Source organism: Streptomyces lasiicapitis (genome assembly GCF_014646335.1).
Classification (GTDB): Bacteria; Actinomycetota; Actinomycetes; order Streptomycetales; family Streptomycetaceae; genus Streptomyces; species Streptomyces lasiicapitis.
In genome coordinates, this window is record NZ_BMNG01000010.1 from 153743 (window position 1) to 174302 (window position 20560).

Sequence of the window (20560 nt, forward strand, 5' to 3'; positions counted from 1 at the left end):
ATTTCCTGACGGAGTAATAACGCCGCCCAATACCGCACGGCCTTCTTTCGGGCCGCCCTGACGAGTTCCGCCACGGCCGCCCTTCCGCCCCGTGCCGCCGCACGGCATCCGCCTAGACCGAGAGCGAGTAGAACCGTGTCTGCCGACCGCACGCGCACCGATGCCGGGTCCGCCGGGGAACCCCTCTTCCGCAGCCTCACGATTCCGCTGGTCGTCTCCGGGGCCACCCCGGCGGCCGTACGCACGCGGGCGGAGCGGCTGCTCGCGCTCCACGCCGAGGACCGCCCTGCGGTGCGGGACCTCGGCCTGTCCCTGGCGTCCGCTCCCGCCGACGCCTCCGATGAGGCCGGGCGCGCACCGACCGCGTCGCGGCACCGGGCCGTCCTGTGGGCCGACGACGAGGGGCAACTCGTCGAGGAGTTGACGGCGCTCGCCGAGGGCGGCCGCAGCGCCACCCGGATCGGCGGAGTCGCCGGGGCGCTCGACCGGGTCGTGTTCGTCTTCCCCGGCCAGGGCTCGCAGTGGCTCGGCATGGCGGCCGGGCTCCTCGACGACTCCGACGTGTTCCGCGCCTCCGTCGACGCGAGCGCCCGCGCGCTCGCCCCGTACCTCGACTGGTCCCTGGAGGACGTGCTGCGCGGGGCGCCCGACGCGGCGTCCCTGGACCGCGACGACGTGGTGCAGCCCGCCCTGTTCGCCGTGATGGTGGGGCTGGCCGAGCTGTGGCGGTCCTTCGGGGTGCGGCCGGCCGCGGTGGTCGGGCACAGCGTCGGTGAGATCGCGGCGGCCGTGGTCGCGGGTGGCCTGTCCCTGGACGACGGGGCACGGGTGGTGTCGCTGTGGAGCAAGGCGCAGGCGCGGCTCGCGGGCCTGGGCGGGATGATCTCGGTGTCGGCCACGCGGGCGTTCCTGGACCCGAAGGTCGCGCGGTGGGGTGAGCGCCTCGCCGTCGCCTCGGTCAACGGGCCGCAGTCCGTCGTCCTGTCCGGCGACCGTGACGTGATCGACCTGATGCTCAAGGAGTTCGCCGCCGAGGGCGTGCGGGCCAAGCGGATCCCCGTGGACCTCGCGGCCCACTCCTCGCACATCGAGGCCATTCGCGAGGAGATGCTGACCGGGCTCGCGCCGGTGCGGCCGCGCACGGGGAACGTGCCCTTCCACTCCACCGCGACCGGCGACTACTTCGACACCGCCGGGCTCGACGCCGCGTACTGGTACGGCAATCTGCGCGGCACGGTGCTTTTCGAGAAGTCGACCCGCGCGCTGGCGGCGGACCACCACGCCTTCATCGAGGTCAGCCCGCACCCGGTCCTTACGATGGCGCTCCAGCAGACCCTCGACGACCTCCGGTCGGACGCCCTCGTGGTGGAGTCGCTGCGGCGCCGCGAGCCCGGCACCCGCCGGTTCCTCACCTCGGTGGCCCGCCTGCACGCCGGGGGCGCCGCGGTGGACTGGCGGCCCGCGTTCGGCCCGGACGCGGCATTCGTCGAACTGCCCGCGGCGGTCCTGCCGTCCCCCGAGCCGGTAGCGGATGCCGACACTCCGCACCCTGCGGACACCACGGACGGCGAGTCCGCGCAGGAGGCCGCGGCGCGCCTCCTCGATGTCGTACGCGCCGAGATCGCCACGATCCTCGACCTCGACGCGGACGCCGAACTCGACGACACGGGCGCGTTCAAGGACCTCGGCTTCGACTCCGTACGCGCGGTGGAGCTGCGCAACCGCCTGGTCGACGCCACCGGAGCGCGCCTTCCGGTGACGATCGTCTTCGACCACCCGACACCGGAGCGCCTCGCCCAGCACCTCGCCGCGCAACTGACCGGCACCTCGGCGTCCCCGGCATCCGAGGCACCCGCGGCCCGGCGGAGCGTCGACGCGGACGAGCCCGTCGCCATCGTCTCCATGGCGTGCCGCTTCCCCGGCGACGTGGCCTCGCCGGAGGACCTGTGGCAGCTCGTCGTGGACGAGCGGGACGTCATCTCCGGCTTCCCCGTCAACCGCGGCTGGCCCCTGGACACCCTCTTCGACGGCGACCCCGACCGCGCGGGCCGCTCCTACACCCGCCAGGGCGGATTCCTGCACGACGCGGACCAGTTCGACGCCGAGTTCTTCGGCATCAGCCCGCGCGAGGCCCTCGGCATGGACCCGCAGCAGCGCCTCGTCCTCGAAACCGTGTGGGAGGCCCTGGAGCGGGCCGGGGTCGACCCGGCGGCCCTGCGCGACACCGACACCGGCGTGTACCTGGGCGCGCTCGCCCAGGACTACGGCCCGCGCCTGCACGAGGCGGACGACAAGGCCGGCGGGTACCTGCTCACCGGCAACTTCACCAGCGTCCTGTCCGGCCGCGTCGCCTACACCCTCGGCCTGCGCGGGCCCGCCGTCACCGTGGACACCGCGTGCTCCTCGTCCCTGGTGGCCCTGCACCTGGCCGCGCAGGCGCTGCGCTCCGGGGACTGCCAACTCGCGGTCGCGGGCGGCGTGACGGTGATGTCGAGCCCCGGCATGTTCGTCGAGTTCAGCCGGCAGCGCGGCCTGTCGCCGGACGGCCGCTGCAAGGCGTTCGCCGAGGACGCGGACGGCACGGGCTGGGCCGAGGGCGTGGGTGTGCTGCTCCTGGAGCGGCTCTCCGACGCGCGCCGCAACGGCCACGAGGTCCTGGCCGTCGTCCGCGGCTCGGCCATCAACCAGGACGGCGCCAGCAACGGCCTCGCCGCGCCGAGCGGTCCGGCCCAGGAGCGCGTGATCCACGCCGCGCTCGCCGCCGCGGGCCTCGCCCCCGCAGACGTCGACGCCGTCGAGGCGCACGGCACCGGCACCCGGCTCGGCGACCCGATCGAGGCCGGCGCGCTGCTCGCCACGTACGGGCAGGGGCGCCCGGACGAACAGCCGCTCCATCTGGGCTCGTTGAAGTCCAACATCGGGCACACCCAGGCCGCGGCCGGGGTCGGCGGTATCGTCAAGATGGTCCAGGCGATGCGCCACGGCACCCTGCCGCGCAGCCTCCACCTCGACCGGCCCACGTCGCACGTCGACTGGAGCGCCGGCGCGGTGCGCCCGCTGACCGAGGCGCAGTCCTGGCCCGAGACCGGCCGCCCCCGGCGCGCCGGGGTGTCCTCCTTCGGCATCAGCGGCACCAACGCGCACGTGATCCTGGAGCAGGCGCCGGTGGAGGCAGCTGTGCCGGGCGAGGCGGCCGAGCGCGACGTCGACGGCGCGAGCGGTATGGGCGTCACGGACGGCGCGAGCGGCGCCGCGACGGTGAACGGCGCAGATGTCGCGGCCGACGCGCAGGACGCGCACCGCACGGACACCGCCGACACCCCGGCCCTCCCCCACCGCAACCCGCAGCCCTGGCTCCTCTCCGGCCGCACCGAGGACGCCCTGCGCGCCCAGGCCGCCCGCTTGCGGGACTTCGTCGCTGAACACCCCGACCAGGCCGACCAGGCCACCTTTGCGGACATCGGCCTGACGCTCGCCACCGCCCGCACGCGCTTCGCGCACACCGCCGCCGTCGTCGCGCAGGACCGCGAGGGTTTCCTCGGCGGCCTCGCGGCACTGGCCGACGGCACGCCCTCCGCCGACGTCGTGCACGGCCCGACGGGCGCGGCCACGGGCGGCCGGACGGCGTTCCTGTTCACGGGCCAGGGCAGCCAGCGCCACGGCATGGGCCGGGAACTGTACGAGTCCCAGCCGGTGTTCGCGGCCGCGTTCGACGCGGTCTGCGCGCAACTGGACCAGCACCTTCAGGTGCCGCTCAAGGACGTGGTGTTCGCCGCGGACGACACCCGCCTGCACCGAACGGAGTTCACGCAGCCCGCCCTGTTCGCGCTGGAAGTCGCGCTGTTCCGGCTGCTCGAACACTTCGGGGTCACCCCCGACCACCTCCTCGGCCACTCCGTCGGCGAGATAGCCGCCGCCCATGTCGCGGGCGTACTCGACCTCACCGACGCCTGCACCCTGGTCACCACCCGCGGCCGACTGATGCAGTCCGCCCCGGCGGGCGGCGCCATGACGGCCCTCGAAGCCACCGAGGAAGAGGTACGCGAAGCCCTGACCCCCTACGCCGGGCGCCTCGACATCGCCGCCGTCAACAGCCCCGGCTCCGTAGTCGTCACCGGAGACACCGACGCCGCCGCCGAACTCGCCGCGTCCTTCCGGGAGAAGGGCCGCCGCACCAGCGACCTCAAGGTCAGCCACGCCTTCCACTCGCCGCACATGGACGGCGTCCTCGACGCGTTCCGCGAGGTGGCCGCCGGGCTCACCTACGCGCCGCCGCGCATCCCCGTGGTCTCCAACGTCACCGGTCGGACAGCCACGGCGGCGGAGCTCGCGGACCCCGAGTACTGGGTGCGGCACCTGCGGCACACCGTCCGGTTCGCCGACGGCGTCCGCGCCCTGGCGGACGAGAAGGTGACGACGTACGTCGAACTGGGCCCGGCGCCCGTGCTCGCGGCGATGGCACGGGCCTGCCTCGGCGAGGAAGGACCGCGGCCGGTCGCCGTGCTGCACCCCGACCGGCCCGCGGCGCACACCTTCGCCACCGCGCTGGCCCATCTCGCCCTGCACGGGGCGCCCGTGGACTCCGCCGCGCTGTTCCCCGGCGCCCGCACGACCGTGCTGCCCACGTACGCCTTCCAGCGCCGCCGCTACTGGCTCGACACCCCCGCGCCCACGGGCGACGCCACCGGCCTCGGCCTGGAGGCGGCGGGGCACCCACTGCTCGGCGGCATGACGAGCCTCGCCGGAGGCGACGGCCTGCTCCTGTCCGGACGGCTCTCCGCGCACACGCACCCCTGGCTCGCCCAGCACCTCATCGCGGGCTCCACGCTGGTGCCCGGCGCGGCCCTGGTGGAACTCGCCGTCGCCGCGGGCGACCGGGCCGGGCTCGGCTCCCTGCGCGAACTCGTCCTCGAAGAGCCGCTTCGCCTGCCCGACGAGGGCATCCGCCTCCAGCTCACCGTGGGACCCGCCGACGACTCCGGCGAGTGCTCCGTCGCCGTCCACTCGCGCCGCGACCCGGCAGCCGGGGGATCCGCGTGGGGCGAGGGCGAGTGGACGCTGCACGCCTCGGGCGTCCTCGCCGCGGCCGGTGCGCCCGCGCCCGCGTCCGACGCGGAGGGAAGCTGGCCGCCGCCCGGCGCCCGGCCGCTCGACCACGAGGGTCTGTACCCGCGCCTGGCGGACCTGGGGTACGCGTACGGCCCGGCGTTCCAGGGGCTGCGGGCCGCCTGGCGGTCGGGCCCGGATCTGTACGCGGAGGTGTCGCTGCCCGAGGAACTGCGCGCGGAGGCCGCCGAGTACGGCCTCCACCCCGCCCTCCTCGACGCGGCCCTGCACGCCCTGCTGCTCGGCGAGCCGGACGCACCGGGCGCGCTGCGCCTGCCGTTCTCGTACGACGGCGTCACCCTGCACGCGGCGGGAGCCACGCACCTGCGCGTCCGGCTCACCCCGGGCGAGGGCGACGGCATCGTCCTGGAAGCCACCGACCCCGCCGGGCAGCCGGTCCTGACCGTGGACTCGCTCACCATGCGCCCGGTGCCGCTGGACCGGATCGCCGCAGGGGGCGGCACCGTCCGCGAGGGCCTGCACCACCTGGAGTGGCACCCGGTCACGGCGCTCAACGACGCGCCCCGCAACGGCAGTTGGGCCGTCCTCGGCGGCGGCACGCCCGGCCTCACGGGCACGCCGTACCAGGACCTCGACGCCCTGGACGCCGCCCTGGCCTCCGGCGAACCCGCTCCCGACGTCCTCGTACTCCCGTACCGCACCCCCGAGGACCGGCGCGACGAGTTGGCGGCGACGGGCGACGCGGTCCGCCGGACCCTCGCCACCGTGCAGCGCTGCCTCGCCGACGAGCGGCTGCAGTCGACCACGTTCCTGTTCCTGACCCGCGAGGCCGTCGCCACCGCGTCCGGCGAGGACGTCCGCGACCTGCCCGGGGCCGCCGTGCACGGGCTGCTGCGCACCGCGTCGAGCGAACACCCGGGCCGCTTCGCCCTCCTGGACACCGACGGCAGCGGCGACAGCGACAGCACCGGAGGCTCCGCCGGGATCGACGCGGCCGCCTCCCTCGCCGCCGCCGACGGGCTCCAACTCGCCCTTCGGGGCGGCACGTTGTACGCACCCCGCCTCGCCCGCACCTCCGTCCCCGAGGACGCGGCGGTCGCGCTCGACCCGGACGGCACCGTCCTGGTCACCGGCGGGACCGGGGGCCTCGGCCGACTCGTCGCCCGGCATCTGGCCGTCCGGCACGGGGTGCGGCACCTGCTGCTGTGCAGCCGCAGCGGGCACGCCCCCGGACTGGTCGCGGAACTGGCCGGGTCGGGCGTCACCGCGACCGTCGTCGCCTGCGACGTCACGGACCGGGAGCGGTTGGCCGAGGTCCTGGAGGCCGTACCGAAGGAGCATCCGCTGACGGCCGTGGTGCACACGGCGGGTGTCCTCGCCGACGCCACGCTCGACAACCTGCGCCCCGACGACGTCGACCGGGTGCTCGCCGCGAAGGCCGACGGCGCCCGGCACCTGCACGAACTCACCGCGGAGCTGCCCCTGTCCGCGTTCGTGGTGTTCTCCTCCATCGCCGGGCTCCTCGGCAACCCCGGCCAGGGCGCGTACGCCGCGGCCAACGCCCAGCTCGACGCGCTGGCCCAGCACCGGCGCGCCCATGGTCTGCCCGCGACGTCGCTGGCCTGGGGGATGTGGGACGCGGCGGCCGGAGGCATGGCCGCGAAGCTGTCCGACGCGGACGTCGCGCGCTGGGGCCGCAACGGCATCCTGCCCCTGTCGGCCGAGCGCGGCATGGAGCTGTTCGACGCGGCCCTTGCCACGGGTGAGCCGCTGCTGGTCCCGGTCGAGGTGGACGTGGCGGCGCTCAGGGATCCCGAGACGACGGCGCCCGCGCTGCTTCGCACCCTGGTGCCCCGCACCCGCTCCCGCCGCCGCGCCTCGGACGGCGGCGCCGGGACCGGCGCGGACTCGTGGGCCGCGCGCACGGCCGCGCTGCCGGAGGCCGAACGCCGCCGCGCCGTACAGGACTTGGTCGCCTCCATGGTGGCCGCCGTCCTCGCGCTGCCGAGCGCCGCGGGCATCGCCCCGGACGCGTCGTTCCGGGATCTGGGGCTCGACTCCCTGTCGGGTCTGGAGCTGCGCGGCCGGCTCGCCGCGGCCACCGGCCTCAAGCTGTCGGCCACGGTCGTCTTCGACCACCCCACCCCGTCCGCCCTCACCGACCATGTCGTGTCCCGGCTCGACCGGGCCCCCGCCGCCCGGCCGGGCACGCCGAGCGCCGCGCCGACCGCCGTGCGGGACGACGACCCGATCGTGATCGTCGGCATGGCCTGCCGCTACCCCGGCGACGTCCGCACCCCGGACGACCTGTGGCGGCTCGTCTCCGACGGCACCGACGCCATCGGCCCGTTCCCGGAGAACCGCGGCTGGGACGTCGAGAACCTCTACGACCCGGACCCCGAGCGGCCCGGCAAGTCCTACACCCGGCACGGCGGCTTCCTGTACGACGCGGACCGCTTCGACCCAGAGTTCTTCGGCATCAGCCCGCGCGAGGCGGCGGGCATGGACCCGCAGCAGCGGCTGCTGTTGGAGACCAGCTGGGAGGCTGTAGAAAGCGCGGGCATCGCGCCGACGGCCCTGCACGGCAGCCGTACCGGCGTGTTCTGCGGCGTGATGTACAGCGACTACACGTCACGGCTGCGTGCCACGCCCGAGAGCGTGGAGGCGTACGGCTTCACCGGCAACTCGCCCAGCGTGGTGTCCGGCCGTGTCTCCTACACCCTGGGCCTCAAGGGTCCCGCCATCACCGTGGACACGGCGTGCTCCTCGTCGCTGGTCGCCACGCATCTGGCGGCGCAGGCGCTGCGCAACGGCGAGTGCGAGTACGCCCTCGCCGGGGGTGTCACGGTCATGTCGGCGCCCGCCACGTTCATCGAGTTCAGCCGGCAGCGCGGCCTCGCCCCCGACGGGCGCTGCAAGGCGTTCTCGGGCGCGGCCGACGGCACGGCGTGGAGCGAGGGCGCGGGTGTGCTGCTGCTTGAGCGCCTCTCCGACGCCCGCCGCAACGGTCACGAAGTCCTCGCCGTCGTACGCGGCTCGGCCATCAACCAGGACGGCGCCAGCAACGGCCTCACCGCGCCCAACGGCCCCTCGCAGGAGCGGGTCATCCTCGACGCGCTCGCCCAGGCCGGGCTCTCCCCCGCCGACGTCGACGCCGTCGAGGCGCACGGCACCGGCACCCGGCTCGGCGACCCGATCGAGGCGCAGGCGCTCCTCGCCACGTACGGCCAGGACCGGGACGCGGAGCGGCCCCTCTACTTGGGCACGCTCAAGTCCAACATCGGGCACGCGCAGGCCGCGGCCGGGGTCGGCGGCATCGTCAAGATGGTCCAGGCGATGCGGCACAGCACGCTGCCGCGCACGCTGCACGTGGGCGAGCCGACGCCGCACGTCGACTGGGGCTCCGGGGCGGTGTCGCTGCTCACGGACGCCAGGCGCTGGGATGCGGGCACGGTGCCGCGGCGGGCCGGTGTGTCGTCGTTCGGTGTCAGCGGCACGAATGCTCATGTCGTGCTGGAAGAGGCGCCAGCGGTCGCTCCGTCGCCCAAGCAGGCGGGGCAGCCCGGGGAGCCGGGGGCCGAGCGGTCCGAGCGGTCCGAGGCCGGGATGTCCGCGGGGCCGGGTCTGGTGCCGTGGCTGGTTTCGGCGCGGGGCGCCGGGGCGCTGCGGGCGCAGGCGGCGCAGTTGCGGCCGCTCGCGGCCGGGGCGGGCAAGGCGTCCGCCGGAGCCGTCGGGGCGGCCGGCTCCGCCGCAGCCGTCCTGCGCGACGTATCCGCCGAGGTCGCCTTGTCCGACGCATCCGCCCAGGCCATCCAGTCCGTCGCGTCGGTCGCGTCTGCCGCGTCCACCGAGGCCGCCGGGGCCGCCGCAGCCCGCGACGCCCTTGACGCGGAGGCGCTCGGCCAGCCGGACCTCGACATCGGCCACTCCCTCGCCGCGTCCCGCGCCACCCTCACGGACCGCGCCGTGATCCTCGCGGCCGACCGCGCGGAGCTGCTCGCCGGGCTCGACGCCCTGCGCGACGGCGAGACGGCGGCGAACGTGGTGACCGGCGGCGTGGCGGGCCCGGTGCGCACCGCGTTCCTGTTCACCGGTCAGGGCAGCCAGCGGCCGGGGATGGGCCGTGAACTGCACGCCCGCTTCCCGGTGTTCGCCGCCGCGCTCGACGAGATCTGCGACCGGATGGAGTCCGTCGCGGGCATCGACCTGCGCGAGCTGATGTTCGCCGACGAGGGCAGCCCGGAGGCGGCCCTGCTCGACGAGACCCAGTACACGCAGCCCGCCCTGTTCGCGGTCGAGGTCGCCCTGTTCCGGCTCATGGAGCACTTCGGGATCACCCCCGACCACCTCCTCGGCCACTCCGTCGGCGAGATAGCCGCCGCCCATGTCGCGGGCGTACTCGACCTCACCGACGCCTGCACCCTGGTCACCACCCGAGGCCGACTGATGCAGTCCGCGCAGGCGGGCGGCGCGATGACGGCCCTCGAAGCCACCGAGGAAGAGGTACGCGAGACCCTCGCGCCCTACGCCGGGCGCCTCGACGTCGCCGCCGTGAACGGACCCACGTCCGTCGTCATCACCGGAGACGCCGAAGCCGTCCTGGAAGTGACCGGCGTCTGGCGGGACAAGGGCCGCCGCACGTCCCGCCTGCGCGTCAGCCATGCCTTCCACTCACCGCACATGGACGGCGTCCTCGCCGACTTCCGCGCCGTGGCGGCCGAGTTGACGTATGCGGCGCCCCGCGTCCCGATCGTCTCCAACGTCACCGGCCGCGTCGCCACCGCCGACGAACTGGCCGACCCGGACTACTGGGTACGTCAACTGCGCGGCACCGTCCGCTTCTTCGACGGCGTGCGCCACCTCACCGCGGACGGCGTCACCGGCTTCCTCGAAGTCGGCCCGGACGCCGTGCTCACCGCCATGGTCCGGGGCAGCGAGGGCGAGGACGTCTCCGTCGCGCCGCTGCTGCGCCGCGGCCACGACGAGGTCCGCACCGTCACCGCCGCACTCGCCCGGAGCTACACCGGCGGCGCCGCCGTCGACTGGAGCGACTTCTTCCCCGGCAGCCGTGCGGTGCCCCTGCCCACCTACCCCTACCAGCGCGAGCGATACTGGCTGAGCGCCCCGACCGCCCCGGCCTCCGTTGCGGCGGCCGCGGGCCACGGCCACCCGCTGCTCGACGACGGCGTGGAACTGGCGGACGGGCAGGCCCTGTTGTTCACCGGGCACCTCGACCCGTACGCCGAGCCGTGGCTCGCCGATCACGTCATCGCCGGTTCCGTACGCCTGCCGGGCGCCGCCATGGCGGAGTTCGCCCTGTACGCGGCGCGGCGCACCGGCGCGGCGCAGGTCGCCGACCTCACCCTGGAGCAGCCGCTGACGCTCGCGGAACCCGCCGCGGTCCAGGTCATCGTCGGCGCTCCCGCCGACGACGGCACCCGCTCCCTCGCCCTCTACTCGCGGCCCGCGGGCGCGCCGGCCACCCCGTGGACACGGCACGCCAGCGGCGCGCTGAGCTCGGACGGGGTTGAAGGGGCCGGTGGGTCTGGTGGAATCGATGGGGCCAGCGGGTCGACCACTGCCGCGCGCGGTCCCGCCGACCTCACCGCCTGGCCGCCCCAGCAGGCCGCCCCGGTGCCGATCGACGACCTCTACACCCGTCTCGCCGAACGTGGTTACACCTACGGCCCCACCTTCCAGGGCCTGCGTCGCCTGTGGCGCGCCGGGGCCGAGCTGTACGCGGAGGTCGCCGCGCCGACGGACGCGAGCGGTGCCGGGTTCGCGCCGCACCCCGCGTCCCTCGACGCCGCCCTGCACTCCCTGCTCGGCGCCGCCCAGGACGACGACCGGCTTCTCGTCCCGTTCGCGTGCGGCGGCCTGAGGCTGCACACCGACGGCACCGGGGCCGCCGGCTCCACGGACGGCACCGAGGACTCCCCGCTGCGCGTGCTGCTGCGGCACGGGGGCGGCGACACGTACTCCCTCCTCATCGCCGACGCGACCGGCGCCCCGCTGCTCAGCGCCGACGCGCTCACCCTGCGCGAGCTGCCGCCCGGCACGGGTCAACCGGACCGCGGCGCCGCGCTGTTCGCCCTGGACTGGACCGAGCAGAAGCTGCCCGCGCCCGCTCCGACGGGCACCTGGGCCGTGCTCGGCCAGGGCACGGACGCGCTGCGCGACACCGTGCGGGCGGGCGGCGTGACCGTCCGCGCCCACGCGGCCCTCGACGACCTCCTCCGCACGCACGACGACGGGGCCCAGGCCCCCCATCTCGTCGTCCTCAGGCTCGGTGAGGCCGCCGCACACGGCGACCTCACCGGATCCGGCGCGCCCGGCCGACCGGGCGGAGCCAATGGGTCCGCGGCACCCCGCGGATCCCACGCACCCGGTGGGTCCACCGAACCTGGCGGACCCACCGGGGCGGCCACCACCGAGGTACTCCAGCTCGTCCAACGCTGGCTCACCGAGGACCGGTTCACCGCGAGCCGTCTCGTTCTGCTCACCCGGGGCGCGGTCGCCGCGGCCGACGGCGAGCACCCCGACCCGGCGCGGGCCGCCGTGTGGGGGCTGATCCGCTCCGCGCAGGCCGAACACCCCGGCCGGTTCGCGCTCGTCGACACCGACGATCACCCCGACTCCGTACGCGCCCTCGTGCGGGCCATCGCCTTCGACGAGCCCCAACTCGCCGTCCGCGCCGGTACGTCACTCGCACCCCGACTGCGCGAGCACCAGCCGGGCGACACCGCGGGCATGCCGTTCGGCGCGCACAGCAACGTACTCATCACCGGTGGTCTGGGCGCCCTCGGCCGGGTCGTGGCCCGTCATCTGACGGAACTGCACGGCGTACGCCGTCTCGTCCTGACCGGGCGGCGCGGCCTGGACACGCCGGGCGCCGAGGAGTTCGTGGCCAAGCTGGAGGCCACCGGCACGCAGGTGACCGTCGCGGCCTGCGACACGGCCGACCGGGCCGCCGTGGCCGCGCTCCTGGACGGCCTGGAGCAGCCGCCGACCGCGGTGGTGCACTCGGCGGGCGTCCTCGACGACGTGCTCGTGGAAGGGCTCACCCCAGAGCGCCTGAACGCCGTCCTGCGGCCCAAGGCGGACGCCGCCCTGCACCTGCACGAGCTCACCCGGCACCTGGACCTGTCGGCGTTCGTCCTGTTCTCCTCCCTCGCGGGCATGCTCGGCACCGCGGGGCAGGGCAACTACGCGGCCGCCAACACCTTCCTCGACGCCCTGGCGCGGCGGCGGCACGCGGAGGGGCTGCCCGCCGTGTCGCTGGCGTGGGGCCTGTGGGCGGGCGAGGGGGACATGGCCGCCGGGCTCGGGAGCACGGATCTGCTGCGCCTGTCGCGGTCCGGCGTCGCCCCGCTGTCCGCCGACGAGGGCCTCACCCTCTTCGACGCGGCCGTCGCGGACGGGGCGCCGGTCCTGGCACCCGCCCGCCTCGACCTGCGCGGACTCGACTCCGCTACGGTCCCGCCGGTCCTGCGGACCCTCGCCCCGGCGGCCGCTCCGGCGCGGGCGGCCACCGCGCGGCCCACCGAGACCCCGGCCGCCGTGCTGCGCGGCCGCCTGGCCACCGCGCCGCCCAAGGAGCAGCGGCACATCGTCCTGCAGGCCGTGCGGGCCGAGGTGGCCGCCGTCCTCGGGCACGCGGCTCCGGAGCGGGTCGCGGCGGCGAGCCGGTTCCAGGACCTCGGGTTCGACTCCCTGACGGCGCTGGAACTGCGCAACCGGCTCAGCACGGCGACCGGTGTCCGGCTGCCCCCGACCCTGGTCTTCGACCACCCGAGCCCCGGCGCCCTCGCCGACCGCCTCGCCGTCGAACTGGCCGTGGGGACGGACGGGCCGCAGGACGTACCGGCGGATGAAGGCGCGCCGTCCGGGTTGGACGAGCCTGACGGGGACTACGAGGTCTATGGGGCCGACGGGCCGGACGACGACAGCGCCGTCGACGCGATGAGCACCGACGAGTTGGTGCGTCTTGCCCTGGGTGCCGTATCCGACGACCCCGCCGAGCCGTCCGACGACGACGCCGCGGGAGCGGACGGGGCGCCGCTGGCCTAGGGCGCGACACAGCGGCCCTGGTTCCGGGTGACACCTCCCCCCGGAACCAGGGCCTCTCGCATGTCCCGACCCCGTTGACAGGCAAACACCCGAGGTCTAGCGTGCTCCCTCACCCAACAGGAAAGTTTCCTAACTGTCCTGGTCCGGCGTCAACTCCCCCATCGCGACGGCACGTTGAGCCGTCGCGCAGAGCACCGCGGCGGACCTGATGGGGCATCACGACGAGCTGGGCCGCCCCGCGCCCGGCCCCCTCTCCCCCTGGAGGACCCCGTGAGATGCATCAGACCCCGGCTGTCGCGGGCGTTCGGCGCCCTCGTGGCCGCGGCCACCGCCGCCTCGCTCTGCGTGGCCCTGCCCGCCGCCCACTCCGCTCCCCTGCCCGGCCCCCGCGTCGCCACGTACGAAGCAGAGGCCGCTCAGGTCTCCAAGGGCAAGGTGGAGTCCAACCACGCCGGCCACACCGGTACCGGTTTCGTGAACTTCGACGTGGTGTCCGACGCGTACGTCGAATTCACCGTCGAGGCGCAGCGGCCGGGACCCACCAGGCTCGACTTCCGCCACGCCAACGGCACTTCCACGAACCGGCCGCTCGACATCGCCGTAAACGGCACGCAGACATCCGATGACCTCGGCTTCCCCGGCACCGGCGCCTGGACCACCTGGAAGACGGTCTCCGTCAGTACGACGCTGACCTCGGGCACCAACAAGATCCGCGCCACCACCGCGGGCGTCGACGGCCCCAACCTCGACAGCCTGACCGTCACCCCCGAGGGCCCGGCCGACACCGAGAAGCCGACCCCGCCGGCGAACCTGCGCAAGGACAAGGAGCCGACCGCGACCAGCGTGTCCCTGGCCTGGGACGCGGCGAGCGACAACGTCAAGGTCACCGGCTACGACGTCTACCAGCACGGTCAGCTCGTCAAGCAGGTCGACGGCGCGACCCTCGCGACCACGGTGACCGGCCTCACGCCGGAGACGAGCTACGACTGGACCGTCTTCGCCCGTGACGCGGCCTCCAACGTCTCGGAGGCGAGCAACGCGGTGACCGTCGCGACGCTGCCCGCGCCGCCGGACGACGAGGCGCCCAGCGTGCCCGCCGATCTGCGCTCCACCGGCAGGACAGGCACCAGCGTCGACCTGGCGTGGAGCCCGTCCACGGACAACGTGAAGGTCACCGGCTACGAGATCCAGCGGGACGGCGCCGCCGCGGGCACCTCGGAGACCGCTTCGGCCACCATCGCCGGTCTCACGGCGAACACGGCGTACAAGTTCAAGGTGCGGGCCTTCGACGCCAAGGGCAACAAGTCGGCGTTCGGCCCGGAGATCAGCGTCACCACGTCCGGCTCCCAGCCGGGCGGCACCCCCGACCCGGGCACCGTCAAGACCCTGGCCAGTGGCGCGGACGTGCCGTGGGGCCTGGCGTTCCTGCCGGACGGCGCGGGCATCTACACCGAACGCAACACCTTCAACGTCCACCGGCTCACCGAGGCCGGGCAGAAGACGCTCCTGGGCAAGGTGCCCAACTCCCAGACCACGGGCGGCGAGGGCGGCCTGATGGGCGTGGAGGTCTCCCCGGACTTCGCCACCGACCACTACGTCTACTTCCTGCACACGTCGTCCGAGGGCAACCGCATCGCCCGGATGACCCTGGAGAACAACGCGCTCAGCGGCTACAAGGTCCTCCTCGACGGCATGGGCAAGAGCCGTTTCCACAACGGCGGGCGGCTGCGCTTCGGCCCCGACGGCAAGCTGTACGCGGGCATGGGCGACGCCCAGAACGGCTCCAAGGCGCAGGACAAGAACTCCCTCAACGGCAAGATCCTGCGTATCAACCCCGACGGCTCGATCCCGTCGGACAACCCGTTCGGCAACGCGGTCTGGTCGCTTGGCCACCGCAACCCGCAGGGCCTCGACTTCGACTCCAAGGGCCGCCTGTGGCAGGCCGAGTTCGGCAACAGCAACATGGACGAGGTCAACCTGATCCAGAAGGGCGGGAACTACGGCTGGCCCAACTGCGAGGGAACGAGCGGCAGTTGCTCCGGCTACATCGCGCCGAAGAAGACCTGGCCGGTGGCCTCCGCCTCGCCCAGCGGGCTCACGATCATCAATGACCACGTCTTCGTGGCCACGACGCGCGGCGAGCGGGTGTACCGCATGCGCATCGACGCGAACTCCGCCCTGGTCGACCAGAAGACGTACTTCCAGGGCACGTACGACCGGCTGCGCACTGTAGAGGTCGACCCCGACGGCGACATCTGGCTGACCACGTCCACGGACAAGGACGGCACCGCGGGCAACGACCGGGTCCTGCTCATCGACATCGTCCACTCCGGCGGCCCAGGGCCGCAGCCCGGCGACTTCAAGCTGAGCAGCGGCGCCTTCGCCGACAACGCCACCATCCCCGACAAGTACACCTGCGCCGGTGACGGCTCGGCCGGGCAGGACACCTCACCGCCGCTGGCGTGGGGCGCCGGAAGCACCGGCGCGAAGGCCTACGCCGTCGTCTTCGCCGACGTCGCGAACAACGGCAACAAGCTGCACTGGGCCATCTGGGACGTCCCCGCCGCCCGCTCCTCGCTCGCCGAGGGCCTGGGCGCCGGCTTCGACGTCCCCGGCCTCGACGGCGCGAAGCAGAAGGCCATGGGCAGCGGGGCGAACTCGCGCAAGTACTTCGGCCCGTGCCCGGGCGGCTCGTCGCATCCGTACACGTTCACGCTGTACGCGCTGAACACCGCGACCGTGCCGGGGCTCACCTCCGGCTCCTCGATGGCGCAGATCGAGACGGCCGTCAAGAACGCGAGCACAGCTTCGGTCAAGCTGCGCGGGAAGTCCGACGCCGCGACGGCTGAGGCCGGGACGACTGGCGCCGCGACGACCGAGGCCGCGACGACTGGCAGAAAGCACAAAACTCGTTAAACACCTTATGCCCTGATTGCCCCCTTCGGCTCGCCGTGTGAGGCTCGCTCTTGGTACGTCGTGTCCTCGCGGCCTGCCAGACCCTGCACGCGGGCCGAAGGAGGCACCGGCATGACAGTGCGCACACCGGACACGGGCACGGAGCACAAGGGCACGGGGCCGGAGGCGGGCGACCGCGGTCCCGGGCCGGTCAAGGTGCGGCTCGACGTCAACGGCGTCCGGCGGGACGTGGAGATCGAACCCCGGGTCAGCCTGCTGGGCGCGCTGCGCGACGAGCTCCAGCTCACGGGCGCCAAACGCGGCTGCGACCAGGGCACCTGCGGGGCCTGCACGGTGTGGGTCGACGGCCGCCGGGTCCTCGCCTGTCTGACGCTGGCCATCACCTGCGAGGACGCCGAGGTCACCACCGTGGAGGGCCTGGCCGCGCCCGACGGCAGCGGCGACGGTCAACTCCACGCCATGCAGGAGGAGTTCATCCGCCACGACGCCTTCCAGTGCGGCTACTGCACACCCGGCCAGATCATGTCGGCCGTGGGCTGCGTCCGCGAGGGGCACGCGGGGGACGACCGCGAGATCAAGGAGTGGATGAGCGGCAACATCTGCCGCTGCGCCGCCTACCCCCACATCAGGGCCGCCATCCGCGCGGCCCGCGACCGCGTCTGAGGAGCCGAGCCGACATGCGACCCATCAGCTATCTGCGCGCCGAGGGCACCGACGCCGTCGACAGCGCCCTGCGCGCCGTCGGCGGCGACCCCGGCAGCGACTTCCTCGCGGGCGGCACCACCGAGGTGGACCTGCTGCGCCAGAACGTGCTCGGCCCCCGCCGCCTGGTGGACATCAACCGGCTGCCGCTGGCCGACATCGAGGACCTGCCGGACGGCGGCCTGCGCATCGGCGCGCTGGCCCGGATGAGCGAGGTGGCCTCCTCCCCCGCCGTCCAGGAACGCTTCCCCCTGGTGTCGCGGGCGCTGGTGCTCGGCGCCTCCGCGCAGTTGCGCCACATGGCCTCCATGGGCGGCAACATGATGCAGAGGGTCCGGTGCGGCTATTACCGGGACGGCGAGTCCCCGTGCAACAAGCGGGAGCCCGGCGCGGGCTGCGCCGCGCTCGCCGGGGTCAGCCGCAACCACGCCGTGCTCGGCACCAGCGAGCACTGCATCGCCACCCACCCCTCCGACGTGGCGGTCCCGCTGGTCGCCCTCGACGCCCGGATCCACACCCGCACCCTCGAAGGCGAGCACACGTACGCCATCGACGACTTCTTCCTGGAACCAGGCGACGCGCCGCACCGCGAACATCCGCTGACGCACGGCGAGTTGATCACCGCCATCGAGGTTCCCGCGCTGCCGATGGCCCGCCGTTCGCTGTACCTCAAGGTCCGCGACCGCGAGTCGTACGAGTTCGCCCTGGTGTCGGTCGCCGCGGCGATCGAGGTGCGCGACGGCAAGGTCAGCGGCGTACGGATCGCGCTCGGCGGGGTCGGCACGCGGCCCTGGCGGGCCCGCCGCGCCGAGGACGCGCTGGTCGGGGGCCCGGCCACCACCAAGAGCTTCGACCTCGCCGCACGCGCGGAGCTGGCCGTCGCCCGCACCACCCCCATGAACGCCTTCAAGCCCGAGCTGGCGCGCCGCACCCTGGTCCGCGCCCTGGAGACGCTCACCGCCGACGGGAGCCCGTCATGACCACGACCGCCCCTGCCCCCGCGGAAGGCCCGGTCGGCCGCCCCCTGGACCGGGTCGACGGCCACGCCAAGGTCACCGGCGCCGCCCGGTACGCCGCCGAGGTCCCGCTGCCCGGCCTCACGCACGCCGTGCTCGTCGGCGCGCGCGTCGCCCACGGCCGGATCACGGCCATCGACTCCACCGAGGCCGAGCGGGCCGAGGGCGTGCTCGCCGTGCTCACCCACGAGAACCTCGGGAAGATCGCGGCACAGCCCCCGCTGCTTCCGTCCCTGGCCGGTTCGGTCGCGCCCGGCGAGACGTTCTTCCCGATGCAGGGCGACGAGATCCACTACGCCGGGCAGCATGTGGCGCTGGTCGTCGCCGACACCTACGAGCGCGCCCTGTACGCCTCGCGGCTCGTGCGGGTCTCGTACGCCGAGGAGCCGTCCGTCACCGTCATCGACCAGGGCCGCGACCAGGCGTACGAACCCGAGGCGATCTTCGCGGGCTTCATCCCTGGCCGTACCGAACGCGGCGACGTCGAGGCGGCGCTCGGCGCGGCGGACGTCACGGTGGACCACACCTTCACCTTCGCCGCCAACCACCACAACCCCATCGAGACGTCGGCGGCGACCGCCTACTGGGAGGGCGACCGGCTCACCCTGCACGACACCACGCAGGGCGTCACCGCGACCCAGCACACGGTGGCCGCGCTGCTCGGCGTCCCGCACACCCGCATCCGCGTGATCGGCCACTTCACGGGCGGCAGCTTCGGCTCCAAGGCCATGGTCTGGCACCATCCGGCGCTGGCCGCGCTCGCCGCCCGCAAGGTGGGGCGCCCGGTGCGGCTCGCCCTCACCCGGGAGCAGATGTTCGTCGCCTGCGGGCACCGCGAGGAGCAGGAGCAGCACCTCACGCTCGGCGCGGGCAAGGACGGCCGTCTGGTGGCGCTGCGCCACCACAAGCTGTCGCCGACCTCGCCGTTCGACCACTGGGCGGAGCCGTCGCTTGGGGTGGCGGGGCAGATGTACGCGTGCCCGAACTACGAGGGCGTGTACCGGCTGATCCGCGCCAACACGACGACGCCGACCTTCATGCGCTGCCCCGGCGAGGCGACCGGCCTGTTCGCCCTGGAGACGGCCATGGACGAGCTCGCCGAACTCGTCGACCTCGACCCGCTGGAGCTGCGCCTGCGCAACTACTCCGAGAGCGATCCGGCGTCCGGGCGCCCGTGGAGCAGCAACGGCCTGCGCGAGTGCCTGGAGCGGGGCGCGGAGCGTATCGGCTGGGAGCGTCGGGCCGCACCCCCGGCCCGCGACGGCGACTGGCTGATCGGCCTCGGCATGGCAGCGACCGCGTATCCCGTGTATGGGCCCAACAACCCGCAGCGGGCGCGTGCCCGCCTGTACGCGGACGGCACCGCCGTCGTCCAGGCCGCCGTCACCGACATCGGCACCGGCATCCTCACCGTGATGACGCAGGTCGCGGCGGAGGCCCTCGGGCTGCCGGTGGAGCGGTGCCGGTTCGAGGGCGGGGACACCGACCTGCCGAACGTGGCGGCCGCCGTCGGGTCCTCCGGCGCGGGCATGGTCAGCGCGGCGGTGCACGCCGCCGCGAGCGCGCTCCGCGAACAGCTCGTCGCGCGGGCCGTCGCGGACGAGGGGTCCCCCCTCCACGGCGCGGACCCCGCCGCCATCGACGTACGCGACGGCCGAATGGTCCTGCGGGACGCGCCCGGCACCGGTGAGGACTACGCCGCTCTGCTCCAGCGGAACTTCGTGCCGGACGTGGAGGCAACCGGTTCCTGGGGTCCGCCGCCGCACGACGCGCCATTCGCCTCGATGACGTTCGGCGCGCAGTTCGCCGAGGTGGCCGTCGACCCGGTCCTCGGCCTGGTCCGCGTCCGCCGCCTGGCCGGGGCGTTCGCGCCCGGCCGCGTCCTCAACGCCAAGACCGCCCGCAGCCAGCTCATGGGCGGCATGATCTGGGGCCTGAGCCAGGCACTCCTGGAAGCCACCCACATGGAACCGGCCACCGGGCGCTGGGCGAACGCCAGCCTCGGCGAGTACCTGGTCCCGGTCAACGCCGACGCCCCCGACGTGGACGTCGACTTCATCGAGGTCCAGGACACCGTCGTCAACCCGCTCGGCGTGAAGGGCGTCGGCGAGGTGGGCCAGGCGGGGGTGGCGCCGGCGATCGCCAACGCCATCCATCACGCGATCGGGCGGCGGATGCGGAAGCTGCCGATCACGATTGAGGACATCGTCTCAGGCGGCTAGGAGCGCGGCCAGCCTGTCCAGGAACACCCGCTGGCCGGACACGAGCTTCTCGTCGGCCTGGTCCAGTGCGAGCCAGGCCACCCGGTCGAGCTCCGGGAACTCCTGGACGTGGCCCGAGCCGCGTGGCCATTCCATGCGGAAGGTGCCGGGCACGACGGTGTCGGGGTCGAGGTCGGCCTCGACGGCCCAGACGGTCACCACCTTGCCGCCCGACTGCCGCGCTTCGCCCAGGGGGAGCCGGGGTCCGGCGGGGGCCGGGCGGCCGAGTTCCTCCTCGAACTCGCGCTCCGCGGCGGCCAGGGGCTGCTCGTCGTCGCCGTACTCGCCTTTGGGAATCGACCAGGCCGCGTGGTCGCGGCCTGCCCAGAACGGGCCGCCCATGTGGCCGATGAGCACTTCGAGCGCCGGGCCCGGGTTGCGGAAGAGCAGCAGTCCGGCGCTGCGGCGGCCGGTCATGGCATCGAGAGGTGTGGGGGCTGCATGCCGTCGGACCTTACGCCTTCGGCGACGCGACGGCGGAGGAACGGGACGCGCCCGCCGTGGGCGCGTCCCGCCGGGGCCTGCGGA

Annotated in this window: 6 protein-coding genes; 5 read left to right on the forward strand and 1 reads right to left on the reverse strand. The window is 74.4% G+C overall.

Features of this window, described 5'->3' with window-relative positions:
- Positions 1-135: 135 nt before the first annotated feature.
- From IEY91_RS41910 to IEY91_RS22480, 5 genes are all read left to right on the forward strand, one after another.
- Complete coding sequence (locus IEY91_RS41910) at positions 136-13137, forward strand: SDR family NAD(P)-dependent oxidoreductase (RefSeq protein ID WP_306309909.1); 13002 nt, start codon at positions 136-138, stop codon at positions 13135-13137.
- A gap of 435 nt (positions 13138-13572) precedes the next feature.
- Positions 13573-16053: a PQQ-dependent sugar dehydrogenase gene (locus IEY91_RS22465; protein ID WP_189175584.1), complete on the forward strand. Its 2481-nt coding sequence runs from the start codon at positions 13573-13575 to the stop codon at positions 16051-16053.
- A gap of 111 nt (positions 16054-16164) precedes the next feature.
- Positions 16165-16716 carry a (2Fe-2S)-binding protein gene (locus tag IEY91_RS22470; RefSeq protein WP_189175429.1) on the forward strand — a complete coding sequence of 184 codons (552 nt, stop codon included), beginning with the start codon at positions 16165-16167 and terminating at the stop codon, positions 16714-16716.
- A 14-nt stretch (positions 16717-16730) separates the two neighbouring features.
- Positions 16731-17735, forward strand: coding sequence for an FAD binding domain-containing protein (locus IEY91_RS22475; RefSeq protein WP_189175430.1), 1005 nt, complete (start codon positions 16731-16733; stop codon positions 17733-17735).
- Positions 17732-19993 (forward strand): xanthine dehydrogenase family protein molybdopterin-binding subunit, encoded by a 2262-nt coding sequence (locus IEY91_RS22480; protein ID WP_189175431.1) that lies wholly within the window; start codon positions 17732-17734, stop codon positions 19991-19993. Before IEY91_RS22475 ends, IEY91_RS22480 begins: the two co-directional genes overlap by 4 nt.
- Here the strand turns inward: IEY91_RS22480 and IEY91_RS22485 are convergent.
- The gene (locus IEY91_RS22485) at positions 19982-20449 is read right to left on the reverse strand and encodes an NUDIX hydrolase (protein ID WP_164317054.1); all 468 of its coding nucleotides are present in this window, start codon (positions 20447-20449) and stop codon (positions 19982-19984) included. The two genes, IEY91_RS22480 and IEY91_RS22485, sit on opposite strands and share 12 nt — an antisense overlap.
- Positions 20450-20560 lie beyond the last annotated feature (111 nt).

Bases quoted from the DNA above. Each gene is read 5' to 3' on its own strand.
- IEY91_RS22480 (WP_189175431.1), top strand. From the start codon at position 17,732: ATGACCACGACCGCCCCTGCCCCCGCGGAAGGCCCGGTCGGCCGCCCC.
- IEY91_RS22470 (WP_189175429.1), top strand. From the start codon at position 16,165: ATGACAGTGCGCACACCGGACACGGGCACGGAGCACAAGGGCACGGGG.
- IEY91_RS22485 (WP_164317054.1), bottom strand. From the start codon at position 20,449: ATGACCGGCCGCCGCAGCGCCGGACTGCTGCTCTTCCGCAACCCGGGC.
- IEY91_RS22475 (WP_189175430.1), top strand. From the start codon at position 16,731: ATGCGACCCATCAGCTATCTGCGCGCCGAGGGCACCGACGCCGTCGAC.